Annotated in this window: 34 protein-coding genes; 19 read left to right on the top strand and 15 right to left on the bottom strand. The window is 45.9% G+C overall.

From position 1 onward, the window contains the following. Positions 1–11: 11 nt before the first annotated feature. From MPF33_09340 to MPF33_09330, 3 genes are read right to left on the bottom strand one after another with little or no spacing between them, the layout of a single operon-like run. Positions 12–917 (bottom strand): hypothetical protein, encoded by a 906-nt coding sequence (locus MPF33_09340; protein MCI2415426.1) that lies wholly within the window; start codon positions 915–917, stop codon positions 12–14. A gap of 59 nt (positions 918–976) precedes the next feature. Further along, positions 977–1,468, bottom strand: a complete 492-nt coding sequence (locus MPF33_09335; GenBank protein ID MCI2415425.1) for an NOB1 family endonuclease — start codon at positions 1,466–1,468, stop codon at positions 977–979. Next, the gene (locus tag MPF33_09330) at positions 1,449–2,198 is read right to left on the bottom strand and encodes an NAD(+)/NADH kinase (GenBank protein ID MCI2415424.1); all 750 of its coding nucleotides are present in this window, start codon (positions 2,196–2,198) and stop codon (positions 1,449–1,451) included. Before MPF33_09330 ends, MPF33_09335 begins: the two co-directional genes overlap by 20 nt. A gap of 53 nt (positions 2,199–2,251) precedes the next feature. Here MPF33_09330 and MPF33_09325 point away from each other — a divergent pair, with 53 nt between their 5' ends. The 4 genes from MPF33_09325 (at position 2,252) to MPF33_09310 (ending at position 6,083) form a co-directional block, all read left to right on the top strand. Further along, on the top strand, positions 2,252–3,325 hold the full coding sequence (locus MPF33_09325; protein ID MCI2415423.1) for an MFS transporter: 1,074 nt from the start codon (positions 2,252–2,254) through the stop codon (positions 3,323–3,325). 224 nt (positions 3,326–3,549) lie between these two features. Continuing rightward, positions 3,550–3,861, top strand: a complete 312-nt coding sequence (locus MPF33_09320; protein MCI2415422.1) for a hypothetical protein — start codon at positions 3,550–3,552, stop codon at positions 3,859–3,861. 253 nt (positions 3,862–4,114) lie between these two features. Then, positions 4,115–5,116, top strand: coding sequence for an NAD(P)/FAD-dependent oxidoreductase (locus MPF33_09315; protein ID MCI2415421.1), 1,002 nt, complete (start codon positions 4,115–4,117; stop codon positions 5,114–5,116). A 49-nt stretch (positions 5,117–5,165) separates the two neighbouring features. Next, the gene (locus MPF33_09310; protein MCI2415420.1) at positions 5,166–6,083 is read left to right on the top strand and encodes a methyltransferase domain-containing protein; all 918 of its coding nucleotides are present in this window, start codon (positions 5,166–5,168) and stop codon (positions 6,081–6,083) included. Here the strand turns inward: MPF33_09310 and MPF33_09305 are convergent. From MPF33_09305 to MPF33_09295, 3 genes are read right to left on the bottom strand one after another with little or no spacing between them, the layout of a single operon-like run. Then, complete coding sequence (locus MPF33_09305) at positions 5,979–6,455, bottom strand: DUF371 domain-containing protein (GenBank protein MCI2415419.1); 477 nt, start codon at positions 6,453–6,455, stop codon at positions 5,979–5,981. The genes MPF33_09310 and MPF33_09305 overlap by 105 nt on opposite strands. After that, positions 6,442–6,663 carry a YhbY family RNA-binding protein gene (locus tag MPF33_09300; protein MCI2415418.1) on the bottom strand — a complete coding sequence of 74 codons (222 nt, stop codon included), beginning with the start codon at positions 6,661–6,663 and terminating at the stop codon, positions 6,442–6,444. Before MPF33_09300 ends, MPF33_09305 begins: the two co-directional genes overlap by 14 nt. Further along, on the bottom strand, positions 6,644–6,973 hold the full coding sequence (locus MPF33_09295) for an RNAse P, Rpr2/Rpp21 subunit (protein ID MCI2415417.1): 330 nt from the start codon (positions 6,971–6,973) through the stop codon (positions 6,644–6,646). The genes MPF33_09300 and MPF33_09295 overlap by 20 nt, the downstream gene beginning before the upstream one ends. 68 nt (positions 6,974–7,041) lie before the next feature. Between MPF33_09295 and MPF33_09290 the strand changes: the two genes are divergently transcribed. Beyond that, complete coding sequence (locus tag MPF33_09290) at positions 7,042–7,728, top strand: 16S rRNA methyltransferase (protein ID MCI2415416.1); 687 nt, start codon at positions 7,042–7,044, stop codon at positions 7,726–7,728. Here MPF33_09290 and MPF33_09285 read toward each other — a convergent pair. Both MPF33_09285 and MPF33_09280 read right to left on the bottom strand, forming a co-directional pair. Continuing rightward, positions 7,714–8,295, bottom strand: a complete 582-nt coding sequence (locus tag MPF33_09285; protein MCI2415415.1) for a hypothetical protein — start codon at positions 8,293–8,295, stop codon at positions 7,714–7,716. The two genes, MPF33_09290 and MPF33_09285, sit on opposite strands and share 15 nt — an antisense overlap. Before the next feature lie 54 nt (positions 8,296–8,349). Then, complete coding sequence (locus MPF33_09280; GenBank protein ID MCI2415414.1) at positions 8,350–8,490, bottom strand: hypothetical protein; 141 nt, start codon at positions 8,488–8,490, stop codon at positions 8,350–8,352. Positions 8,491–8,685: 195 nt separating this feature from the next. On the opposite strand from MPF33_09280, the gene MPF33_09275 reads away from it, so the two are divergent. Further along, positions 8,686–9,630 (top strand): cation transporter, encoded by a 945-nt coding sequence (locus MPF33_09275; GenBank protein MCI2415413.1) that lies wholly within the window; start codon positions 8,686–8,688, stop codon positions 9,628–9,630. Continuing rightward, positions 9,575–10,261, top strand: coding sequence for a hypothetical protein (locus tag MPF33_09270; GenBank protein ID MCI2415412.1), 687 nt, complete (start codon positions 9,575–9,577; stop codon positions 10,259–10,261). The genes MPF33_09275 and MPF33_09270 overlap by 56 nt, the downstream gene beginning before the upstream one ends. Here the strand turns inward: MPF33_09270 and MPF33_09265 are convergent. Further along, positions 10,258–11,124, bottom strand: coding sequence for an ABC transporter substrate-binding protein (locus MPF33_09265; GenBank protein ID MCI2415411.1), 867 nt, complete (start codon positions 11,122–11,124; stop codon positions 10,258–10,260). The genes MPF33_09270 and MPF33_09265 overlap by 4 nt on opposite strands. A 28-nt stretch (positions 11,125–11,152) precedes the next feature. Here MPF33_09265 and yjjX point away from each other — a divergent pair, with 28 nt between their 5' ends. Genes yjjX through MPF33_09250 form a run of 3 tightly spaced genes read left to right on the top strand, consistent with a single transcriptional unit; the run spans position 11,153 to position 12,832 of the window. Beyond that, a complete protein-coding gene (yjjX, locus tag MPF33_09260) occupies positions 11,153–11,662 on the top strand; it encodes an inosine/xanthosine triphosphatase (GenBank protein MCI2415410.1) in 510 nt (169 codons plus the stop codon). Between the two features lie 23 nt (positions 11,663–11,685). Further along, positions 11,686–11,949, top strand: coding sequence for an NAD(P)-binding protein (locus MPF33_09255; protein ID MCI2415409.1), 264 nt, complete (start codon positions 11,686–11,688; stop codon positions 11,947–11,949). Continuing rightward, positions 11,855–12,832 (top strand): FAD-dependent oxidoreductase, encoded by a 978-nt coding sequence (locus MPF33_09250; GenBank protein ID MCI2415408.1) that lies wholly within the window; start codon positions 11,855–11,857, stop codon positions 12,830–12,832. Before MPF33_09255 ends, MPF33_09250 begins: the two co-directional genes overlap by 95 nt. On the opposite strand, the gene MPF33_09245 is transcribed toward MPF33_09250, so the two are convergent. Continuing rightward, the gene (locus MPF33_09245; GenBank protein MCI2415407.1) at positions 12,818–13,456 is read right to left on the bottom strand and encodes a hypothetical protein; all 639 of its coding nucleotides are present in this window, start codon (positions 13,454–13,456) and stop codon (positions 12,818–12,820) included. The genes MPF33_09250 and MPF33_09245 overlap by 15 nt on opposite strands. Positions 13,457–13,463: 7 nt before the next feature. Continuing rightward, positions 13,464–13,883 carry a thioredoxin gene (gene trxA / locus MPF33_09240; GenBank protein MCI2415406.1) on the bottom strand — a complete coding sequence of 140 codons (420 nt, stop codon included), beginning with the start codon at positions 13,881–13,883 and terminating at the stop codon, positions 13,464–13,466. 61 nt (positions 13,884–13,944) lie between these two features. On the opposite strand from trxA, the gene MPF33_09235 reads away from it, so the two are divergent. Then, positions 13,945–14,835 carry an FAD-binding oxidoreductase gene (locus tag MPF33_09235; protein ID MCI2415405.1) on the top strand — a complete coding sequence of 297 codons (891 nt, stop codon included), beginning with the start codon at positions 13,945–13,947 and terminating at the stop codon, positions 14,833–14,835. Continuing rightward, complete coding sequence (locus tag MPF33_09230) at positions 14,832–15,539, top strand: D-tyrosyl-tRNA(Tyr) deacylase (protein MCI2415404.1); 708 nt, start codon at positions 14,832–14,834, stop codon at positions 15,537–15,539. Before MPF33_09235 ends, MPF33_09230 begins: the two co-directional genes overlap by 4 nt. Here MPF33_09230 and MPF33_09225 read toward each other — a convergent pair. Beyond that, complete coding sequence (locus tag MPF33_09225; protein MCI2415403.1) at positions 15,498–16,133, bottom strand: 2,3-diphosphoglycerate-dependent phosphoglycerate mutase; 636 nt, start codon at positions 16,131–16,133, stop codon at positions 15,498–15,500. The two genes, MPF33_09230 and MPF33_09225, sit on opposite strands and share 42 nt — an antisense overlap. A gap of 73 nt (positions 16,134–16,206) precedes the next feature. Between MPF33_09225 and MPF33_09220 the strand changes: the two genes are divergently transcribed. From MPF33_09220 to MPF33_09210, 3 genes are read left to right on the top strand one after another with little or no spacing between them, the layout of a single operon-like run. After that, positions 16,207–17,181, top strand: a complete 975-nt coding sequence (locus MPF33_09220) for a metallophosphoesterase (GenBank protein ID MCI2415402.1) — start codon at positions 16,207–16,209, stop codon at positions 17,179–17,181. 33 nt (positions 17,182–17,214) lie between these two features. After that, on the top strand, positions 17,215–17,712 hold the full coding sequence (locus tag MPF33_09215) for a CBS domain-containing protein (protein ID MCI2415401.1): 498 nt from the start codon (positions 17,215–17,217) through the stop codon (positions 17,710–17,712). 34 nt (positions 17,713–17,746) lie between these two features. Continuing rightward, positions 17,747–18,073 (top strand): hypothetical protein, encoded by a 327-nt coding sequence (locus tag MPF33_09210; protein MCI2415400.1) that lies wholly within the window; start codon positions 17,747–17,749, stop codon positions 18,071–18,073. On the opposite strand, the gene MPF33_09205 is transcribed toward MPF33_09210, so the two are convergent. Then, positions 18,039–19,787, bottom strand: a complete 1,749-nt coding sequence (locus MPF33_09205; protein ID MCI2415399.1) for an AAA family ATPase — start codon at positions 19,785–19,787, stop codon at positions 18,039–18,041. The genes MPF33_09210 and MPF33_09205 overlap by 35 nt on opposite strands. A 167-nt stretch (positions 19,788–19,954) precedes the next feature. Here MPF33_09205 and MPF33_09200 point away from each other — a divergent pair, with 167 nt between their 5' ends. Next, positions 19,955–20,863, top strand: a complete 909-nt coding sequence (locus MPF33_09200; GenBank protein MCI2415398.1) for a nucleoside hydrolase — start codon at positions 19,955–19,957, stop codon at positions 20,861–20,863. On the opposite strand, the gene MPF33_09195 is transcribed toward MPF33_09200, so the two are convergent. Continuing rightward, positions 20,832–21,248, bottom strand: coding sequence for a transcriptional repressor (locus tag MPF33_09195; GenBank protein ID MCI2415397.1), 417 nt, complete (start codon positions 21,246–21,248; stop codon positions 20,832–20,834). The genes MPF33_09200 and MPF33_09195 overlap by 32 nt on opposite strands. 89 nt (positions 21,249–21,337) lie before the next feature. Between MPF33_09195 and MPF33_09190 the strand changes: the two genes are divergently transcribed. Next, positions 21,338–21,640, top strand: a complete 303-nt coding sequence (locus MPF33_09190) for an MTH1187 family thiamine-binding protein (protein ID MCI2415396.1) — start codon at positions 21,338–21,340, stop codon at positions 21,638–21,640. On the opposite strand, the gene MPF33_09185 is transcribed toward MPF33_09190, so the two are convergent. After that, positions 21,630–22,436: a CBS domain-containing protein gene (locus MPF33_09185; GenBank protein ID MCI2415395.1), complete on the bottom strand. Its 807-nt coding sequence runs from the start codon at positions 22,434–22,436 to the stop codon at positions 21,630–21,632. The two genes, MPF33_09190 and MPF33_09185, sit on opposite strands and share 11 nt — an antisense overlap. A 261-nt stretch (positions 22,437–22,697) precedes the next feature. Here MPF33_09185 and MPF33_09180 point away from each other — a divergent pair, with 261 nt between their 5' ends. Next, on the top strand, positions 22,698–23,195 hold the full coding sequence (locus MPF33_09180) for a hypothetical protein (GenBank protein ID MCI2415394.1): 498 nt from the start codon (positions 22,698–22,700) through the stop codon (positions 23,193–23,195). Continuing rightward, the gene (locus MPF33_09175; protein MCI2415393.1) at positions 23,164–23,769 is read left to right on the top strand and encodes a class I SAM-dependent methyltransferase; all 606 of its coding nucleotides are present in this window, start codon (positions 23,164–23,166) and stop codon (positions 23,767–23,769) included. The genes MPF33_09180 and MPF33_09175 overlap by 32 nt, the downstream gene beginning before the upstream one ends. The last annotated feature ends 7 nt before the right edge of the window (positions 23,770–23,776 follow it).

Here is a 23,776-nt window from a genome sequence, read left to right as displayed (position 1 = left end):
CTGAGATTTATTCAAGAGTTTGTTATTATTATTTTCGGAAACAGCCATTGACCCTTAAATATCTCGTAGGGTATGCTGTAGCCCTCCGCATAGCTTGTAGTTGCTGGTACTATTAATATGTCACTGGAGTAAACCTTGGCCATCTTCACGATCTTCTCTAAGTTGTCGTCATCGGCCAGTACCTCTGTTAAGTATCCCTTCTCCGTCTCTGCAGACCACGCCAAGTTTGGGAAACTCAGAGGTAGTTCCTTATCCGAAAGGACGTCAATGATGAAAGAGAAATTGCCCAGGCTGAAGAAGAACCCCGATACCAGCCTCTTGATAAACCTCCAACGTGGGTACAAGAGGTAATTTATAAACGGGTTATGTTGAAGAGTGGCAAGGAAGTCTATATCGGTCTTAGTGAGTTTGGAGACGCCAGGGATCCTCTTGTTAGTATCGTTGGTTATAACTATCTTGTCCTCGCATATCTTATTTCCAGTTTCGAAGTCTATACACGATGGTTTTACGATGAACCTCTTGATCCTACTAATCTCAAAGGCTTCACACTCAGTTATGCCCTTATTCTTCAGTTCCTTTAATACCTCGCGAAGCCTGCTTAGCCCATCGTCAACGAAGTACACTACTACAAAGAAGTAGTCCCTTTCCACGTCGTGCCTAAAGAGGTGGGCTATAGGGAAAAGCAACCTTTTTCGAGTCTCCATCTTTAGCTTACTGTTGCTACAGATGACGATCGCCTTTCTCAGTCCAAGGCTTTCAGTGGATATTAGGGTAGCAATGGACAAGCCGTACAGACTCATTAAGTTGTTTATCACATACCTTACCCTAGTCGATGGCAAGCCGGTAACTTTAGAAAGGATATAACTGTTTGCCCCAAGCTTTACTAACTTGGTAAGAATGGCCTCAGCTTCTTTCATACCCAAAAAAGATTTAAACTTCTAATTAAACTTTGCTGCAAAATTAAGTTTTAAAATATTCAGTGGATTTTATTTATGTTCTTAGTAGTTTTTATTATTTCGCCTCCGCAAATTTCGCATGTTTCCTTTCTTGTCCTGTATACTTTTCCACAGTTTTTACACATATATTGATATTCTTTTTCAATTTTCACACTTTTATTTAATTTCACTGAATTATACTTTATGTCGAGCCTAGCTAATACGTTCTGGACGGAGAAGTCGTCGGTAAACACCACGCTTGGTTTAAGTTGTATTGCCAACGCGATTATAGACACGTCGGTTTGGGACAACGTGTACTCGCCTATTTTTCTAAGTATGTTGCGTACGTCCTCTACGTTCCTCCTTTCGGGTTGCATAACGATTACTTTCCCCGAGCTTGTTGCAAGGCTTAGCAGCACCCTGGAGTAGGAATCCCTTACCTCTTCTACAACTTGTGGGGTAGTATATACTTTATTGAAGTAATTTTCCAGACCCGCCAAAAACCCAGCGGTGTCAAATATCACGTTTTCCATTCAGTATACCCTGTATCGGGTCAATCTTGTAAAATCTGAGTATTTTAGCTTTTTTGTCGCTTACCCTAACCTCGATCTCCGTGTTGTTACGCACCTTAGCTACTATCTCCCCGTCTGAGACCACTCTAGCCATTTGCGGGTACCCCTTGTCCATTACGGTTAACCTAACGCTGACTGGAGGAATAACCACGGACTTCAGCGATGTTAGTATTGGGTTTACTAAGCATACCTCGAGCGCGTTGACCCTATACACGTAGTTACCGCTAATGGAGAAACTCCACGCACTGCTCCCTTGGGGCGTAGAGACCAGGACCCCATCTCCCTCGAAGACAACGCTGTCCTCTAGGAACTTTACGTTTATTTTCAGTGCTTCGGGCTTATCGTAGAGAATGCCTATCTCGTTAAATGCCAGTGCCTTAACCCCCTCGACTTCTGTCTCTAGGAGCATGTACTCCTCTGTGACGTAGTCGTGTTTCACCAGCCTGGAAAAGGCTTGTTCTAGGTTCTCAGGCATAACGTCCATCATGAAACCTCTCCGTCCAGCCTTAACAGCCACAATCGGCTTGAAGTATCTTATGGCCTTGAGTAGCGTCCCGTCTCCCCCTACTGCAATTACCACGTCAGGCTCGTCCTCCGTCAGCACAAGACCGTACTTGTTGGTCAGTTTTTTAATACGTTCCTTTATCTCGTCTACGTTTGGCGTCGGTTTGCTGACGATTTTAACTTTCATCTTTTGAAGTTTATTCTTGGGAAGCTATTTAATAGTCTTCTGTTAGGCTAATTATGCCAATGAAAGGGAAGACGATATACTTAGCTAGGGTCGTGTACTCCATAAGCTGGTTCTACCTTTCGCCCGAAATACCCTATATCCTATCTAAATATAACGTAAGTAGCTCGTTGGCTGGGTTTATTCCCTTCTCCTTCTTTATAGGCTCCGGAACAATGCAACTGCCCTCCGCATTTCTCTCCACGAAGATCGGACTGAGGAATTCCGTGACCCTCGGTCTCCTCATAATGTCCGTCTCGGCTTTCCTTGTTTCCACGTCGTCCACTTTCTTCCAAGTAGTCTTGTTCTATTTTCTCGGGGGAGTAGGTGCGTCCCTTTTCTTCTCCAGCGGGGGCGCTCTGCTAGCAGAGCTAAACAAGGATAGGTTAGGGAGGGTCATGGGCCTCTACAACGCCTCGTTTAGCTTAGGAGGCATAATTGGGTTAAACTGGGTATTCCTTGACCAACTACTTGGCTTCAAGTTTGCCACAATATTGCTGTCAGCAATAACCCTCCTATCGGCGTTTATTAACTGGAGGCTACCCAATTACCTCCCTAACTGGGAGGTGATTAGGAACGTAAAAGTGCTCTATTTTGGCGTAGCTACGTCGGGCGTTTGGGGGGTCTATTATGTTGTAGGGGAGCTCTTTCCAACTTTTGCCCACGAGTACCTATACGTGAGTGACGTGGAGGGGGGAGCAGTAACCTCGCTGTTGCTTGTATCGTCGTTGGTGGGAGGCCTCCTCGGGTTTTTGGGCGACAGGGGGAATAAGGTTAAGCTCCTTCTATTCTCGTCAGTAATGGGGATCTTGCCCAGCTTACTTCTCTACACGAACCTCTACGTCATTGGGATAGTGGCCTTGGGGGTTTTTAACGAGTTGGCTATTTCGATCCTATACTCCATTGTAGCTGTTGAAACTAAGGGCCTTAACTCTAGCATAGGGCTAGCAGAGGTGAACTCGTTAAACATAGTTATAGGCACTTGGCTAGAACCACTGGCGAGCTTTTCTGGTCACTTAGCTTGGGTAATTGTGGACGTAGTGGCCTTGTTGCCGTTGTTAGTAGTTTTCAAGGCAATAAGGACTTACTGAAGTAAATTCGCTCGGTAATCGCTTTAACTCTTTGCAGGTACCTTTCGCTGATATTTGAGAGTTGAGGTAGGCAAGACGAGGAGGTCAGTTTTAATTGTGGAATGGCCTAAACTATCTAGATGAGTAGCTAGATGTTAGCTTACTTGCTCTTGTTGTTGTTTTTACCTTTACCACTTTTGTACGTACTGTGGCTCAAGTATTACAACAAAATTATTGTAGAAGGGATGAAGTTCCCTGGAGAGAACTACAGAGAGCTAAGGGTTACCGTAAAGCCCTCGAGCTCAGTATTATTGAAGGTGGAAGGCAAATGCACAATACTTGTAAACGGCGTAAACGGATGGGCGACAATTAGGGTCAACGGCAAGGCTAAGGAGAAGGTGTTCAAGATAAGGTTGTTGAAAGCAAACGGTAGACTTGAAATTATAAACGAGAGCAAAGTGTTCTCCATCGATGTAATAGTAAGGTGCTCTGGCAACTTAAGCCCGGAACATAACGTATCTGGGGTCTCAAACAAAGCCCTAGACGAAGGCAGATAGAGCAGCTAATGGCGTTGTCGTGCTGTAAAGTCTTTGACTACAAGGAATAGGGAATAAAGAATATAGTAAAAGTGGCACCCACTCAGCTTGTCTATAGTCGAAACACGCAAGCACTAAAAGCGGGCACATGCCTAAAAGCCTACCCTAAAATCAGATGACAAAGGAAATGCCCAATTTCCGGAATCTATAACTACACATTTAGCTAAGTTTTAAATATTTTAAGTACAGTAAAACTACTGTCCAGTGATTTGGTATGAGCGAGTATGACATGATAGTAGTAGGAGGAGGTCCTATAGGGCTTTTTGGGACTTTCTACGCCAGCCTCAGGGACATGAAGGTATTACTTATAGATGCTCAAGACGAGCTAGGAGGACAGCTAGTAACACTCTACCCAGAGAAAATGGTCTACGACGTAGGCGGTTTTCCAGGAATACTAGCTTACGACCTTGCGCAAAAGCTAGTTGAGCAGGCTAAAATGTTCTCCCCAGACATTAGGACAGGCGAGGTCGCTGATGGCCTAGAGAAGACCAGTGATGGGATGTACGTATTGAAGACAGATAAGGGAAACTCCTTCAAGACCAAGACAATCTTATTGGCTGTAGGTCTAGGGAGGTTAATGCCAAGTAGGCTAGGCGCAAAAGGAGAAGTAGAGTACGAAAATAGGGGAGTTTACTACACAGTGAGGAGAAAGAAGGACTTCGAAGGAAAGAGAGTGTTAATAGTGGGCGGTGGAGACTCCGCAGTGGACTGGGCGTTGACTCTGGCCCCAATAGCCAAGTCAGTGACCTTAATACATAGGAGGGATCAGTTTAGGGCACACGAGAGGAGCGTTAAGGAACTCTTCCAAGTGGCAAAGGTCTATACTTGGCACGAGTTAAAGGAAGTTAAGGGCGACGGCCAGAGGGTAAACCAGGCTATCATCTTCGATAATAGAACCAAGGAGGAAAAAGTATTGGACGTAGACGCTGTCATAATTAGCATAGGCCACAAGGGCGACTTAGGGAACATACCTAAGTGGGGTCTAAAGATGAAGGGGAGGGACATAGTAACAGACGCCATGATGCAGACCAACTTGCCTGGCGTATATGCTGCCGGAGACGTGGCCCAAGTGGAAGGCGCGCCTAAGCTAGCACTAATAGCGGTAGGCTTCGGGCAGGCTGCAATAGCGACCAGCGTAGCAAAGAAGTACATAGACCCTAACGCCTCGGTGTTCGCAGGGCACAGCTCAGAAATGAGTAAGTTTAAGAAGGAGTAAGAATCGCATTTATTATTTTTTAGAGCCATTTTTATTTATCCAAGGAAAAATGGTTTTATGCGCCAAGATACCCAGGAGGCAGTTTAACGAGTTAAGGAAAAGCCTAGTTATTGACCCAGATTTTGAGCTTTCCTACGAGGGAGATTACATCGTGGTTCCAGTAAGGGAAATTAGAGCGGATCAAATTCAGTTTGTGGAGTGTAAACCAGCTCCTAAGAAGAGGACTCCCAGGCTAAACCAACTCGTACCGGGCGTCTCGAGCTACTACGTGATAGGGAACATAGCTCTCGTTAGTATGAGGGAAGACTATGTGGACACAAGTAAGGTAGGAGAAGTCATAATGTCAGTTAACAGAAAAGTAAGGAGCGTGTTCCTAAGGAAGAAAGTGACAGGGCAGTTTAGGGTAAACGAGCTCGAGCTAATAGCTGGAGAGAACAAGACGGACACAGTTTACAAGGAAAACGGCCTAAAGTTCTACGTCGATGTGGCAAAAGTCTACGTTAACCCCACTATGGCAGGGGAGAGGCTAAAGCTGAGGAGAGAAGTGAAGAAGGGAGATAAGGTCTTGGACGCGTTCGCGGGATACGGCCCCATAGCCCTAAACCTAGCCGTCACAGGAGCTTACGTAGTAGCTGGGGATCTCAACCTGGAAGGGCTGTACATGCTAAAGAGGTCAATGGAGTTGAACAAGATCCGCTCGGTTGACGTAATTAACTACGACGCAAGCTTTCTGCCCTTCCGCGATAAGTCGTTCGACGTGGTTATAGGGGACAACCCTACAATGGTGAGGGAATTCCTCCACGAGCTGTGCAGGGTTACAAAGGGAAAGTTAACGTACTACGTCCTTGAGAGGACAGCAGAGCTAACCTCTTGTGTTAAGGTTAACGACTACGCCAAGGACCTCTTCATCTTTAAGTGTAGCGTCGCTTGCGACAACGTAAACAGTCCCCTTAGATCCACGCCTTAGCTTATCTACTAGGTTTCTATTTACGTCGGCGGCAGATTTGTTTGCCCTTATTGCCAAAGTCGAGTCCGAGATGAAGTCCGATTTTCTTACGATCATCTTGTTCTTGTCGCTCAGGGTTAGAAGTCTTGAGCCAACAGCCTTTATTATGTCGTATGTCCCTTCAACCACAACGACGGCGTAAACGTTGGATCCCGATTGTATTAGGTTCTTTACGCTTTGGCTTAAGTCGCTCACGGCCTTCTCGGAAGAAATACCTAAGATGCAATTCCCCCTAGGCGTAAGAAAGTTGTCCTTAGTGAACTCCAAGGTACTCCTATGGGTTGCCTTTACGTTAGCGTGTCCGGAAATCCTAAACCAGTCAACTGCTATCAATTTTCCTCAGCATAAACGTATAACCTCTTACTTCAATAACTTTCGAGTTAGTCAAGCTGGCCACCCTTTGTGCTACTTCCCTTCTGTCAAGGTCTTTCATTCCTATCCTCACCTTCACGACCTCGTGCTCTTTAAGTCTCCTCTTGATCTCATTTATGACTCCCTCACTGATTCCGTTTTTACCTATCCTAACGTCTGTTTCCCCCATCTTTAGCCTCTTTATTCTCTCGTTTATTCTTTCTGAGGTCATAGCGTCTTGTCCACCCACATAATAGGCAAGTCCTAATTAAAATCTTTCCCCTTATCCTCCTTCTCTCAGTTACTCCGGGAATAAGGGGGACATTGCACTTCCTGCAGACCTTTCTCTTGTAATTTAACGGCAACTTGGTTCTAGTCTTTGAACAGTACTCCTTTGCCAGCGTTACGTAATCTTTTGCTAGTTCTATCTCGCCCCTTCTGGCTAAGTCGACGGCGTCGTCAATAAGCCTCATAGCCCTCTTAAGTATCCTTCCTTTCATTCTTCACGGTAATTGAGTGGCAAAATTAAAGCGTGTTTGTCATGAAAAGCTTTAATCTCAAGTAGTCTGTGATTGTTCTGACCGCGGGGAACAACTTGAGAGTTAACGTCGTTTTGCTCGAGTCGTCTCTAGAACTTATCCCCCGCGAAATCTCCAATCACCCTAGCGTGGTGAAGAACGCCAAGAAGAGAGGTAAGAAGCCCACGGAAGTCCTCCTTGACATATCTGTGCATTACTTCGCAATGAAAAACTTGAAGGACAGGGAAAAGAGGGGACGGCCTGACATTGTCCACTCGGCCATGATCCTTTTCCTCACGGAACCGTTTGTGAGGGGAGACCTCTACATACACACGATAGGCTCGAAGATTATCAAGGTAAACAGGGAGGTAAGACCACCCAAGAACTATAACAGATTTGTGAGCTTAATGGAACAGCTTTTAATTAACGGAAAGGTTCCCCCTGGATCACAGAACCCCCTAATGGAAGTGACAGACCTCACTCTCTCCGACCTCTCCAAGGAATATAAGCTAGTCCTACTCAACGAGGACGGTATTTACGTCCCTCCCACTAAGCTGTGCGAGGAAATAGACGATAAAACCTTGTTAGGCATTGGGGCCTTTCCCCATGGGAAGTTTTCTAGAGAGGTCTTGGAGCTTTTCAAGGAATCTTATTCGATCAGCTCCGTGCCATTGGAGACTAACCAAGTGCTGTGCAGAATACTCTCGAGTTGCAACGAGAAACTAGGCTGGCCCTGAATACCTTGCCCTTATGAAGATTATACCCCCGGGCGAAGGATTTATCTCCTTTACTTCTAAGGAATAGGTCTCCAAGATCTTCTTAAACGCCAGACCCGCACACAGAGTAGCCTCAACGTTAAATCCCGTCCCCGTGAGCCTTATGTCAAACATTCCGTCGCCACCGCTCTTAACGTTAATGTCCTTTACGGGTAATACTCCCTTGATCTCGGAGTATATCTGGATTAAGTCCTCGAAGTTAGATGCCCTCGATTTCAAGTAGGAGGAGAGTTGCTTTCCTGCGCCTTCGCATACCTCCTCAAACTTCTTCTGGTCTTTTTCGTATCCGAGCTTTACCAGGCTTTCTATAAACCAGGAAGGGATAGGTATTAGATCAAGGTCTTTACTTATCTTGTAAAGTTCTACGAGATCTAGTAGCGTGGTGGAGTCCTCCCCGCTCTTAAGTACCTCTAGGATAGCTCTGAGTGCGATGTTTGTGACGGCGTATATCGTATATCCTCTACTTTTTACCTCCTTCTCCAGCTCCTTAACTATATCCGCGTCCGCAGCTATGTTTACCCTTGCCAACTATATCCCACAAAAGTGTATGTACGAATGTATAAAAAAATCTTCTTATTTTATTTAAGGATGATAGACAGCCAGGTCAAATATTACAAACAGTATTAAAGCTATAATAAACCCGCCTAAATACCAGTTATCGTACTTAAATAGAGCTTCTATTAAGTCCTTGAAACTTTTGATCTCGTACTTTTCATCAGACATAGTTCTACATCATAATTTAATAATTATAAACTTTACTTTAAATCGAGACGTAAAAAGGACTTCAACTGGGTTGAGATCATAGGACCATGAACGCTAGTAACGTAACTCGTCTAATGCTTAGACGAAGACTTTTTACATTAGAAGGCTAATATTTTAAAATATTCATACAAATTTATGAGTGGAGAGTGATGAGAATTGCTTCCATTAGAGAAGCTAAACTCAGCCTCCAGGGTATTCCTTGTTACCAGCGTCATGATTTTTGGGGTCACGGGCATTGAAATAGTTTTCGCCAGGATTTACAACTCTTCCTTACTTATAGTCGACTCCTACCACGGTTTCTTGGACGCGTTTGGGGCACTGCTCTATTCCATTCTGTTAAAGATAGTGTACAGAAGGACAAGGCGGTTCCCATGGGGCCTCTACAATCTCGAGAGCCTAGCTATCTTGATGACCTCTGGCGTCATTGTCTTTCTCTCGGTGGACTACCTTTCCATGGTGTTTAAGGCCAACTACGAGGTGCCAAGCTGGTTGTCCGCATTTGCTTGGGCCTCCTCTGGAATAACCCTCGTTGCCTACCTCATAGAGAGGAGTTACAGCTGGATAGGCGTTGTAAGGACTGACCTGCTTCACAGCAAGCTGGATTTCGTCATGGAAATAATCAGTGGGATTGCAATAATTTCTGAGAACTACTACTTCAACGTTTCAGTGATAGTTGTCATAATACTATTTATCCTGGTAGATACCGCCAGGGAAGTCAAGGAATCTATCCTGTCCCTAGTAGGGGCCAGTTGCGAGTGCCCTATGAAGGAGAGGATATATGAGATACTCAAAGGTTTCAACATTGACGTGTCCAAGGTATACGTGAGGAGGCTTGGCTCGTTCTTCATGGTATACGTTATAGTTAGGATGCCGGAGAACGCGGAGCTTAGGAAGGCATACAAGGTCAGGAAAAAGGTCAACAGGATAGTCTACTCGTTTGACTCGGTGGTCATGGTAGAGGTAAAGATAGTACCTAAAAAGGTTAAAACCACCAAGGGGAAGAAATTGGCAAATGTACTTGAAAAAAGCGCGAATGATAAAGTTAATGAGGTCGATAGGGCCCAACCCAAGCCTACTGGCAAAAGTTCTACGAGAGTCTGAAGAGGACGTCAAAAAGGAGCTGGAGGGAATAAAGGACCTTTACTTTACGCCAGTCTTCTCCTTTAGTAGCTTGAGGTTTAACTTCGACGAAAAGGAATGCGTGAGGAGGAACATAAGGGAGGACCTTTGCATGTCCCTTGGCAAGGAAGGACTAAGGGTAAAGGAGTTCTTGAACTACTCGGGGATCCCAGAGGCGTACGACTTTGCCTACGATATGTGGGATCTATCCTTTAAGATCAAGGCTGAGGGAGAAAGGCCCCACTTCCAGTACGAAGGGGATTCCGAAGTTATCCTGTACTCTTCATTAAGGTCTATCTACTCCTTTAACGAGATACTCAAGGAATTTCTCAACAAGGGAATAGTTACCAGTTTTATCCTCGACTACGGAAGGAGGGACTACGTGATAGACGTCTTCTCTTTCAACGAGGTAGTCAGGGAAAGGCTTGAGTACGTACCTTTTATTAGGTATTCAGCTATCCTGGAGAGCGACCAAGGAGATATATACCTTACTGAACTCATGATACCAAAGGACTACCTCCTTATCGTCCTAGAGGTACTGAAGGAGATGAGGGAGGAGGTAGAGATCCTTTTTACTAAAAAGAAGATCCCGTACTTTCACGGGGTCATTTAGACGACGTCTAGGTTGATCACATTAGGTAATACTCCCCTTTCCTCGGCCAACTTGTAGAACTTGTTCAGCCCCTCTATCACCTTCTCTTGTGGGACGTTGTACTCCTGGATGTCAGCCCATATAGTCCTTTCTACGATCTCCTTGTCTATGTTTACGCCTTGGGCTTCCCTCATTATCTCAACGTCCTTGGGAATTATCTCGTCCAAGTGCTTTTCAGCGTACTTCTTGCTCTTCTCGTAGGTTTCCTTGAACTTTAGTGCTAGGTCCCTTCCCAAGTCCTTGTTGAAGACCACCATTCCCATGGGCATAGGAGTGTCGTTGGACACCCTCTTCCATAAGTCCCACATGCTGGTGACAACGTTGGGGGTGACGCCAAGCTTCTTCATGGCATACATCATCTTAATCTCGTGAACAGCTACTAGGACGTCACCCTCCTTACCAAGGGCTTTTATCTCGTCCAACACCCTCTCTATGATGACCAGCTTCTTGTACTTGCCTATGAGGAGCCTATAAAGAGTGAAGGCAGTGGTGTTAGGACCGTGAACTATAAGCCTTGAGTTGCTCAAGTCCTTTACGTCCATCTTTTCGCTGGAAAGTATTGGCATACCGGTGATCCCGTCTATGGCTGAAGCGACTGCGTTGCTCAGGATAAAGTAGTCGCCCTGAATATAGGGGTACATGGCAGCCGATGGGACAGAGACGTCAACTTCCCTCTTTAAGACTTTCTCGTTCACTTTCTGGACCGTCGGTATCACCTCAAACTCGAGGTTAAACCCTTCTGGCCTTACCCTTCCCTCCATGAGTGGGATAAAGGGATATAGGTCTCCGGAGTCTGCTAGGGCACCAACTTTTATTGTTACCATAAAATAGAGGACTTTAGGGCGGTTAAAAATGTTAGTTTCAGTGGGCAGTACAAATCCGGCCAAGGTTGACGCGGTCAGGATTGCAATAGAGACCGTGGGACTTAATGCAGAAGTAGTGCCTGTGGAAGTTGAGCCTGGGGTGTCACCCCAGCCCATGTGCGAAGAGACCTACGTAGGTGCTAGGAATAGGGCCGTGAAGTCGTTAAAAAAGACTGGGGCAGACCTAGGGATAGGCATAGAAGGGGGAGTATGCGTAGATATGGGCTTTCCCGTGGCCTTTGCGGTAGTGTACGTTGTAAGCAATGAGGGAAAGGAGAACATGTCGAGGTCGGCCTCCTTCACCTTGCCCAAGAGCGTATTCGAAATGGTACTAAGGGGGGTGGAGCTCGGAGAAGCAGTGGACAAGTTGTTTTCCCTCACTGGCTCCAAGTACAACGTTGGAGCAATAGGCGTTCTCACCAAGTACATCGACAGGACGAGGCTCTACGTCGACCCAGTTATAATGGCATTATACCCGTTTTATAACAATGTTGAATAGTTAGTTTTTGTTGTAAAAACTCCATGAAAATCTTAGTCCTAGGTTCAGGCTATGCAGGGTTAACAGCAGCGTATAAGCTTAAGAAGTTCACCGACTTCGACATTACATTAATATCCAAGTCTAGAGTCGTCATGGAAAACACGATATTCCCTGGTCTGTTGATAGGGTTGGTGGACGTAAACGACACCCAATTTGACGCTGCTGAGGACTCTAAAAAGGAGGATAGAGTTTGTAGAGGCAGAAGTCCAAGACGTTCTCCCCGAGTCAAACGAGGTGAAGACAAGTAAGGGCAAGTACGATTACGATTACCTTTTCGTAGCTCTGGGTGGTTCCTATGAAGAGACATTCAACGCCATCCCCGGCCATGAGCACGCCTTCATGCATCACGTATTGGAGGGCTTTCTGGGACTGAGGGATTCGCTAAATAGTGCAGAAGATGGGGTGAAGGTCTTTGTGGGCAACCATACGGAAAACCCAATCGAGGGACCGTCCTATCAAGTTGTCCTCATCGCCGAGTATTTGCTAAGGAAGAGGGGTATTAAGGGCGAAATTTACTTGTCCACGCAGAGCCCCAACGGGGTGTTCGGCCAGATTCCAGCAAAGTGGGTCTCCGACACTGCCAATAAGTACTTTGAGAAGAGAGGGGTGAAGGTGCTAAAAGGCAAGGGAGTTAAGGAAATAAAGAAGGATAAGGTAGTGTTAAACAACGGTACAGAGGTTGAGGCAGACATCAAGTCTGTACTCCCCAAGCTGAGCGCTTCTTCATTTCTCAGGAAGTCTGGCCTAGTCGAGGGCAACTTCGCTGACGTAGAGTTGCCCACGTTTAGGCACAAGAAGTTCTCCAACATATACGTTTTCGGCGACTCCGCCAAGGGTATGGTCCCAGCTAAAACCGCCAGGGGCGCTATGATATCTGCTGAAAACGCCGTCTCTGACTTTGTTAAGCAGAAGAAAGGGTTAGACCTTCCATTCTACTCGCAGGGCATCCTGTGCATGATGATCGCGGGCGACGATGATGGGCTCCTAAGGTTTGATAGGGAAGGGGATAAAACTAGGTTAACGTTTACCTTTGGCAGGATCTTCGTCCAGCTGAAAAAGACTTATTCGGCTATGTTGGTTAGGAGGGCGTTCGATGTGCCCTACCATGCAGCCCCGCTATTGTCCCACTAGCCTTTTAAAGAGCACACCTATTTCGTACAGCTTTACGGTCTCGTGTTCGTTTGGCCTAGGCATAGTAGACAAGTAGACTCCGTAATCTTCGTGTTCTTTTGGCCTATCTGAGGTCGGTTCCCCAAAGGGCGAGAACAGCACGAAGTCATCTGCCTTGTTTACAATTTTCCTTATTGCGTCGTCCACCTGCTTGTAGAGTTCGCACTTGTTTTCCTTGCTCTTGTGGAGCATCCTGTCAAGTACCGTTATGCTAGCTATGACTGGTCTGCTTTCAAGCTCCTCCAAAATGGCCTCCGCGACCTTCGATATCTCCTCCTGTGGGGACACAGAGTCGTTGTACTCAAAACTTACCTCGCCGTACGTGGGATTAGTTATGGGAATGTTAATCGCAACTGCGTTGGTTTCCTTAATGAGCTTGGGGGTCTCCACGTCTTTGAAGAAGGAGTCTCCCTTTACTTCCTGCATCTCCAGTACGCTCATCCATGAGGACGCTGGGTGTTGGGGTTTTTTGTTGAGCACGACGCCCCTGAACGTACTGCTGAACAACGCTAGGAGAAACCTAGGGTTACACTTCATAAAGCTAGTGTAACTTAACGCGTCTACTCCCAATAGAAGCGGTTTCATCTCTCTATCACTTTATCAGCTGTTTAAGCCTTACCTCTAGCTCTTCCCTGGGGACTGCCCCTAGGACTTCGTCCACTGGTTCACCGTCCTTGAAGAATATCACGGTAGGCAGGCTCATCACGCCATACCTAGATGCTATGTCTGGGTTCTCGTCAGAGTTGAGCTTCCCAAAGCCCACTTGTGGGTAGTCCCTGGCTAGCTCTTCGATTATTGGCGCCAAGATTATACATGGGGCGCACCACTCTGCCCAGAAGTCGACTATAGCTACCTTGTGCGATCTTATGAAATCGTCGAATGTCTCTGAAGTGAGGTGAGCAACTAGTTCCTTTTCTTCGTGTTTTTCTTGCATACGCTTATTTTCGTTGATGAGCTGTTTAAGCTTTTTGTTTAGGAGCTTTTCAAGTTCAGAGTCGTAGTCCGAGCTCATACACAATCACTCTCATCTCTAGTTTAAAAAGTTTATATTCGGTTAAATTAATTAATACCACATGTATGACCTAGCAGTCATAGGAGGGGGAGTAACTGGGCTATTGCTGGCAAATAGGTTTCAGCACGAGAAAGTAGTTGTCATTGACGATAGCGACTCCAAAAACTCTAAGGCCAGTTTATGGAGCATAATGCCACCATTGTGCGGAGAGCTCTACGATGACTGTCTATCAGTGGTAAGGGCATACGAGGAACTGTGCAAGAAACTGGGAGTGCCTTTCAGGAGGGTTCACATAATAAGAAAGTCTGAAAAGGGTCTGAACGGGAAGAAGATCAGTAGGGAAGACATAAGAGCCTTGGAGCCCTCAATAGACCTCGACGAGGCTGAGTACTTTGACAATGGCCTATTTGTGGAGGGGGAAGATTTGCTGATGAAACTAAGGGAGAACCTCAACGTGGTGAAGGCTGAGGTAGTGGAGGTAGTCAGAAAGGGGAATAGAGTCGACTCCGTGTTGACTAGCAAGGGCGAGATAAGGGCGAGCAACTTCGCGTTCACCACGGGGTTCAAGACCAGCACCCTGTTTCCAGAGATCCCTCTCCAGCTGTATAAAGGCCACTTGATAACCACCCGAAAAGCTGGCCTAAGAGGCATCTTAATCTACAAGGATAGGATAGCGGTGGAGGGAAGGTATTTATACTTGAACGGAGATTCCGTAAAAGACACCTCAAAGGAAGTGAACTACGAGGAGGTGAACAGAACTTTGAGGACGTTATCTGAGGTCTTAAGCATAGACACCCACGATATCTCCATAAGGGTGGGCTTTAGGACAGCGTCGCAGGACGGCAGACCCATAGTGAGAAAGGTGGCAGAGAACGCCTTGCTTATAACGGGGTATAGATTTGGCTTTGCTCTGGCCCCAGTCTTGGTCGAGAGGGCTAGGTCTCAGCTATGAACATCAAGGTCATAGTCTCTGAAAAGGACCCGGTAGGGCAAACCGCGAAGAAGCTATTTGGCTTCGACTCTGTAGGGGAAGACGTGACCGATTTCACCTACGACAGGGCGGACGCGATTGTTATCCTGAGCAGGCACGAGAGCTCAGCCGGGATTCCTTCTCTAACCGTCCACTTCCCCGGAAACTCCTCTGACAAGGCCATGGGGGGTAAGCCAAGGACCTTGGGCGTCGCCTTTCCAAGGCTACTCACTTCCATATACAGGGAGTTACTGAAAATTGACATCCCAATAGACAAGGTGATAGAGGCTACTCACCACGGACCAACGTTAGATAAGCCAGTAGTCTTCGCGGAGATAGGGAGTGACGTCAGCTACTGGACTAACCAAGAACTCGTCAGGAAGCTGGCAGAGGCTGTGCTAAGGGGAGTGGAAAATTACGAGAAAGTGACCTGCGACAAGGTGGTGTTAGGCCTTGGGGGACCCCACTACTCCAGGCTCTTTAGCAATCTAGCAAAAAGTAGTTGTATATCACATATTATCTCTAAACACTATTTAACAGAAATAGACTCGAACATTATTTTACAAGCTATAGAAAAGTCAATTGATAGAATTGATACTATTATTTTCGATAGTATAAACAGAGATCTACGTCAAAAAATACTATCATATATTAGTACTTATAATATATCTGTTGAGTTTAGATAACAGTGTAGAAGATATTACTGGAGAACCTATTGAGTGTATGTAGAACCTACCTTTCTCCCTCTCGTGTTCTATTACTGTCATGCTGGCGTTGAGTAAAGAGATCCCGTAGGCTGAGATGTCGTCTAGGTCTAGGATGTGCCCTATTAGAGCCCGTATAGGGTCGTAATGGCTAACTGCTACAACTACCGAGTCGGACTCTGGCACCGAATTCAAGAAGTCCGTCATCCTCCTTTTCATTGACTCCCACGGCTCTAGGTCCTTAACCTCTATCTCTCCCCTAATCAGCTTGAGCTTCCAGTGGCTGTTAGGGTCAAACCTCTTGTTATTTAGGTCTCCCAAATGTCTTTCCTTAAGTCTGTCGTCTATTATGGGGATCAAGCCAAGCTCGTTGCCTATTATAGTGGCAGTCTGGTAGGCCCTTAGGACAGGACTCGTGAAGATCTTGCCCACCTTAAGTTTCTTTAGTTCCTTTGCAGTTCTCTTACTCTGCTCCTTTCCTTCTTCGGTTAAAGGGTACGAGTGCACGTCGTGTGACAATACCTTGTTAACGTTGGACTCGCTCTGACCGTGTCTAACAAATACCACTACCACCATTTTTATGTTGCACTAATTACGGTTTTCGGTGGTAAATTAAATTTTTTAATTACTCGATATAGGTATTAGCTGTATGGGGCTATTTGGAAGGAAGAACAATTCCCAGTCTTCTGCCGGCACAGTAAAGCTGTTGTTCACTTCCGACGTTCACGGCTCCGACATCGTTTTCAAGAAATTCCTTAACGCCGGGAAGATGTATAAAGTAGACGCCCTCGTAATCGGTGGAGACCTCGCGGGCAAGGCGCTGTACCCTATCGTAGACTTGGGCGAAGGAAAATACGAAGTTGATGGAAAAGTAGTGGGGAAAGAGGGGCTACAGCAGGTCATTGCCGAGATAAGAAACTCGGGCAATTACTACGTCATAACCGACAGGAAAGAGGTTGAATTGATGAAAGAGGACAAGAGGAAACTGGACGAAGCTTTCAAAAACGCGATATCCGACGTTCTAAGGAACTGGATGAAAATAGCGGAGGAGAAGCTCTCCGACTTTAACGTTCCTGTGTACTACAACCTTGGCAACGACGACCCAGAGTACATGTTTGACGTGCTCTCAGAGAGCGACAAGTTCGTGAAAACTGAGGGTAGGGTAATTCAGATAGGGAAGTACGAAATGGTGTCCTTCGGGTACGTAAACCCCACGCCTTGGCACACGCCTAGGGAAATGGAAGAGGACAAGCTTTACGTAAAGTTAAAGGAGGAAGCGGAGAAGGTAAGCGACGCAGAGATGGCCATATTCAACTTCCACGCTCCACCGTACAACACGAACATAGACAACGCACCCCTCTTAGATAACGATCTAAGGCCAGTAGTTAGGGGAGGGGAAATAGTTATGACCCACGTAGGTTCCACTTCCGTGAGGAAGGTTGAAGAGGAGTACCAACCCCTTCTAGGGCTTCACGGCCACATACACGAGTCCAGGGGATTCGATAAGGTCGAGAAAACCCTTGTAATAAACCCTGGTAGCGAGTACGGTGAGGGAATTCTCCACGCTGTTTACGTAGTGCTAGAGGGAAAGAAGGTTAAGGCTTACCAGTTCATCATAGGGTAAATGTTTTTAAGCGATAGAACGGTAACTTATCATATGGCGGTCACTGTTTCTCAAGTTAGTACGAAGAGAGTCCACGTGATTAAGGCCGACGATAGCGTCTTGACTGCTGCACAGGAAATGAAAAAACACAACCTCGGCTCTCTGCTCGTAATAGACGCCAACGACACTGTAGTGGGCATTATAACTGAGAGGGATATAGTTAGGGCGTTCGCCGACAGTAAGTGCGACGCGAAGGTCTCAGAGTACATGACTAAGGACGTGAAAGGCGTCACTGACGACACTCCTGTTGCGGACGCTTTAAATATAATGCTAGAGAACGGCTTTAGGCACCTCCCAATTATAGACAAAAAGACAGGTAAACTGAGTGGAATAGTGTCGATAAGGGATCTGGTCAAGGGAGTCCTAGATCCTCATTTCCTGCAGTTCGGCAAGGAGTGGACTGAGGTAAAGGGCACCGGGGTAGTGTGTCCCGTATGCGGTATCGAGATAGACGAATACGGGTATTGTGGTTGCGGAACCGGTTCCGGTTGAAAAAATTTTTAAAGGTTACCACTGTTTTCTTATTATGATAATATTTTACGCAGTAGGCGAAAAAGATAGGGCAAAAGAACTTGTTAGAATAATAACTAAGACTAGGTGGAAAACCATATCCAAGCATGCCCTCAAAATCTCCAGTTCCTCCATAGGCCCATCAATTGTAATATTTAAGCCAACTTTAGCAGGTCTTGCGGTTGCCTTATGGCTAAAGGCAAAGGCGGAAGAACTCGGTATGACCACTGCAGTGGGCTGGTTTACGCCCATATCTAATGTTCCACCGCAGGTGATGGACGCAATAAACACTGACCTAAACAAGATACTTATGAAGAAACTTGAGGTTCCATGGTCTCCTTAGCTATCTGCAAGTTTTCATCGCTCTTTGTCACTATTACGTAGTCCGTAACGTTAGCCAAGTATTTTACGAGAGCGTCAAACCTTTTCTGGTCGAAGGTCATGAACGACTCGTCTACGATGAAGTACGGGGTCTTGAAGAAGGCCTTAAGCGCGGTAAGTACTAGGATCAACGCTAAGGACGTCCTCTCCGATGACGAGAGCTTCTTGAGGTCCATCACGGTCCCATTCCTCCTCACAACCAACTGGTAGTTGTCGTTTATTTCAGCTTCTAGGTTGAATTCTAGCTGTCTTAGCAAGGAATTAGCTGTCCTGACGAACTCCTCCTTAACTGCTGTTAACCTTCTTATGTACTCCTTCTTTAGATCCTCAGCCACCTTCTGCAGTTCCTGGATTTCCTTGTCCTTCTCTTCCAGTTTTTCTAGGAGAGCGCTTGGGACTCCCGATAGTGATAGTTCGTACTCCAGCTGGCTCTTCGTCCTCTGCAAGTCCTTAATTCTCTTAGCAGGGTCGTCCTCCAGCTCCACCACCCTCAACGTCTCACTTCCCTTGTTGAATTTCTCCTCCATCTCCCTCTTTTGCCTCTCGTAGTTCTCTATCTGCGACTTGACAGCCTCGATCTTTGAGAGCAGGTCCTCCCTGGACTTCTTTAGCCTGGCTACCTCGTTTTGAAGGTTCTCTATGTCCTTTATCTTTCTGGAAAGCTCTTCTTTCCGTCTCAGCAGTTCCTCTGTCTCCTTCCTAATTCCCTCAAACGTGGACATCTTCTCCTTGAGCTCCTTGGCTATTACGTCTATTCTGACCCTCCACGTTTCTGGATCCACGTGGCTTCCGCAGACGTAGCAAAAGGACAAGTGCTTCTTCTCAGATTCCTTGATCTCGTCAAGTACCCTCTCCAGTAGTCTTATCTCAATCTCCGTTTCATTCCTAAGCGAGCTCTTCTTCTGCAGTTCAGAGTCTATCTGCGATATTTGGGACTGGAAGTAATTTATTACCTCGGGCTTAATCATGCTTTCCTTTTGCTGTATCTCTAGTTCTAGTCTCGTCAGCCTCCTCTGTAGTTCGTTTAGTTCGCTCTTCTTAGCGTTTATCTTTTCCACTATTTCGTTGAGCCTGTTCTGCCACGTGGTTGCTACTGCGTGAGTTGTCCTGTTTAGTAGCTTATCGCTCTCCTTCTCCTTCTCTAACTTGGCTATCTCCTCCTCCACGCTCCTTATCTTCGCCCTTAGATCCAGGGCCTGCTTGTACTTGTCGTTTAGTTCTTCCCTTTCCTTTTGAAGCGACGCTAGTTTTGCCTCTACCTCGTCCTTCTTTTTCCTTATTTCGTCTATCTTTGAGGTAGTGGAGATGAACCACTCTACGTTATCCTGTCCACCAAGGATCTGGTTCAACAGAGCGTTATCTGGGGAGAAGTAAGATAGTAGAAGCACCCTATTGTCGTCCATCAGCAACCTGGCGCTTTCGTAGATCCTGTTCTTGCGCCTAGTAATTCTCCTGTAGTAGAGTCTTCCCTCGTGCTCTAGCTCTACGTATCCGCTGTTGGAGAAGACGTTAAGTAAGTCGTCGGGCTTTATTTCTTGCGTTAAAAGCGATATTAAAGCCTTAGCTATTGAGGTCTTACCGTAGGCGTTAGGCGCCTTGTAGACGGTCACTCCCTTTGATATCTCTAACTCGAGCGGAGACGTTATACCTCCTATATTCGATACTCTTAACTTCATCAAGTAAGCTTTCAACTTATAAGTTAAAAAACTTTTCATCCGGCACATCGTACTCTTCACTACAAATTTTATAAATTATTGTAGTATTAAAGATAATAAGATGCCATGAGCTTGTGCTTGTGTAATAGTCCTAAACATAAATATTCCTTACTCCGTTTACCTATCATATGAGAAACGCAGTAATCGATTCTGATACTGCGAGCGACGATGCTATAGCAATTTTACTTTCAAGCAGACTATTTAATTTAGTTGGAATAACTATTGTAGCAGGTAATGTAAGCTATGAGCAGGAGGTTAAGAATGCCTTGTTTACAGTGGAGTACTTTAACATAAAGTCGCCAGTGTTCCTAGGTAGTAGTAGGCCAATCATGGGCAAATGGAGGACGGTAGAGGAAGTCCACGGCAAGAACGGCATGGGGGACTGGGACTACGGCGAACCGTCCGTAAAGCCAGAGAGGGAACACGCTGTGGACGCAATAATTAGGCTGTCCAAGGAATACGACAACCTGGAGATCTTAGCTGTGTCTCCCCTCACAAACTTGGCCTTAGCGTACTTAAAGGACCCGTCAATTGCCAAAAGGATAAAAAAGGTCTGGATAATGGGAGGTACCTTTTCGAGGGGAAACACGACCCCTATAGCCGAGTTTAACTTCTGGGTAGACCCAGAGGCGGCAAGCATCGTGCTCAACGCTGGCTTTGACATCACGATCGTCCCTTGGGAAGTCACTGAGGAATACGCGTACGTGGACGACGATTTGTGGGGCAAAATTGGGGGGCTCAAGTCCAAGGCGTCTGAGTTTTTCGTTAGGGTAAACAGGACATTGAGGGACTACTCAAAGTCCCACGGGCAGAGGGGAAGCGTGCAGACTGACTCGTTTACAGTGTTCCTGGCCTACGATCAGTCGGCGATCCTCAGGAAGGAGAGTCACCACGTCGACGTTGAGACGTGCTCAAGCGCTAGGGGAGCCATGTTGGTGGACTGGTACGGACTTAACGGAAAACCGAACGCTGAAATAGTCCTAAAGGGGGACAGGGACAAGTTCGTCAACTTCCTTCTGAGCGTTCTTTCAAGTTAGCGCACTCGGAGTAGGCTACAATGCTCAAGCTTTTTACTTTTATCCCCTTCTCCTCAAGCTGTCTGTAAATGGTTTCCACGTTTGCCTCGGCGTCTACAATCTCGTTGGTGTCCACGCAGAATATGTTTATGTGAGGAACTCTTCTCATTTCGTACCACGTTATCCCACCGGCCTCAAATGAGTTTATTATTCCAGCCTTCTCTAGCGCCTCCAACGTGTTGTAGACAGTCGACAAGCTAATGCTAGGCTCGGTCTTCTTGAGCTCCTCGTATATCTGTTCACCATTGTAGTGGCCTCCTTTACTTAAGAGCCTTAGTACTGCTATCCTCTGCGGAGTTACTTTCAATCCGCTCTTTCTCAGCAGTTCGATGGTATCGGTCTCCATGCTATAGTTATTATCAATTTGAAGTGATTTAAAATTATCCATTGTCAACTGGGAAAAGCATTTTTACCGATTTAGAAGTGATAATATTTATGAAGTACATAGTCGACATAAGCGTAGAGCCAATAGGCACGGGATCAACTAGCCTATCTCCTTATATAAAGACGGTATATGAGGTATTGAGGAAAAGGGGCTTAAAGTTTTACCCTGCTCCCTCAATGACTAGCGTAGAGCTAGACGACATAACACAATTAGGTTACCTCATCAAGGAAATAGACGACGCCTTGGCAGAACAGGGAGTGAAGAGAATAGTCACTATCTTAAAGGTAGACGACAGGCGGGACAAGGAGAACTCCATAGACCATAAACTAGAGGTCATAGGGGTTAAAAAGTAGACGTGTACATCTTTACCTCGTACAAGTACTTCCTTACCTTTTCGTCAAGCATTGCCCTTACTATGTCGGTAGTGGTAACCACCCCGGAAAGAGAACCATCCCTTTTGACTACTGGTATACCCTTGATTTTCCTGGAGGCCATTAGCTTTGCGGCGTTAGCTAAGTCCTCTTCTTCGTCTATAACTATCAAGTTGGGGCTCATCACGTCAGCTACGTCAATCCTGTTCTCCTTGTACTTTAACACAGGGGCCATATACAAGATGTCCGTGGTAGTTATGGTTCCCTCGATTCTCTCTCCTACTACTATTAGCCTGCTTATGTTTTTATCCAGCATCAGCTTGATCGCCCTAGACAAGTCGTCGTCGGGGCTAACAGTCACAGCAGGGGAGCTCATGAACTCGCTGACCTTCTGAAGGCCCTTAATCTGGCCAGAGTAGTAACTACTTAGATCGCTCTTGATTATCATCCCAACTAGTTTTCCGTCGTCGTTGCATACAACCAATAGCGGTTGCCTCTTGTCCACCATCACTTCCGCTGCTTCAAGTGGGTCTATGTTCTGGTTGACGCACACGAAGTCCTTACTCATCACTTCGGAAACAAAGGCTTGGCTTAAGTGTCTTTTCTCTGTCCTCTCAAAAAGGAACTTTATGATGTCCTTCTGGGTTATGTAGCCTAAAGGTATTTGTTTCTCGTCTGTCACTATGGCCTTTGGCACGGACTCCATGATCATGACCTTTATGGCGTATAGCAGTGAATCGTAAGGCCTGAGGATCAAGGACTCCCTAATAATTCCCATATGTTATTCTTAGAATTCTAGCTTAAAAAACCAGTGTAGTAGGATTTTTACTGTTCTAAAAGGGAGAATAAATGTTGAAAAGTAAACGCTTTGATTTATACAAAACAGTTTTAGCTTTTAGCGCATTAAGCATTAAGAGAGGACAACATAACGGTTTTAGTGAGCTCAGTTATTGGCTAGAGAATGTGGAGACTTCGCTAAATGGTTAGTGTGTCCACGTCCAGTAAAGAATTAATAGAGTAGAGGAGTAACTAGTATCTAATGGAGGAATTCCGGCAAAAGATATTAGACGTTTACCTCTCCTCGAGGATTAAGAACTTTAGTGAGGCCTACAACGAGGGGTTGAACAAGAAGAACTCGTGTGCTTATTTTGACGGGAAGTTTTGCAAACGAATTACTATAAAGGAAGAGGTTTTAGCCATCTGGAGATCTGGAGATAAAATCAACCCCCATCCTATCCTGTGTTACTTATGTCCCTATTTCTCGCTAAGGGATGAGGGGCTTCACTCAAATATAGACTTGTTTGAGATTTTATCATACTATGAAAAGATAAGGGGGAATATTATCAAGGAAATAGAGTACCTTGAGGCAAGGCTTAACGAGTTCCTCCACACGTCCTCGTCTTTGAGGAAGAGAAGGGAAGAGCTCATTTTAGTCCTCCAAGACATAGAGGGGAAAAGGAACGTAGCTCTAACGCTTATAAAGTCGATTTTCAAGGAGGAGAGTAATGGAGATTTTCAACAACCCGCGTCAATATAGGGAGTGGTATTTAACTCACAAGAAAATATACGACACGGAGAAGAAGGCGGTAGAGGCTCTAGGACTGAAGGACTGTCTAGACATAGGGTCCGGGCCGTCAATTTTTCACGAGGCGATAAAGGGGAGGGTGATATCCCTTGATATCTCAGAGCTGATGCTGAAGGAAGGAAAAGAGGACGAGGACAAGATACTGGCAGACGCTTTACATCTGCCCATAAGGGACAACTCGCTAAATTGTATTTTCATTTCAGTTACCGTGTGTTTCATTAACGACGTAGACGCCTTGCTTAAGGAGGTTGCGAGGGTGTCCTGCTCTGTCAACGTGTGCATAGTGGCTGCAGATTCCCCTTGGGGGGAGTTTTACCAGGAGCTAGGTAAAAGGGGTCACAAGTACTACTCTAGGGCACATTTCATTACGAGGAATGAACTGATCAAAGTCGTCAGCAAGTACTTTAAAGTGGTGAAAATCGTGTCCACTCTGACGTTTTCGCCACTTGAGGACGAGAGGGACGAGGAGCCCCTAGTTGACGACGCTTCCGGAGCGTTCTTTTGTGTGAAAGGAATAAAAGCCTAGACTCCGA

This window comes from Candidatus Aramenus sp. CH1 (genome assembly GCA_022678445.1).
In the GTDB taxonomy this organism is placed as follows: Archaea; Thermoproteota; Thermoprotei_A; order Sulfolobales; family Sulfolobaceae; genus Aramenus.
This window is presented reverse-complemented; position numbering and strand designations above follow the sequence as displayed.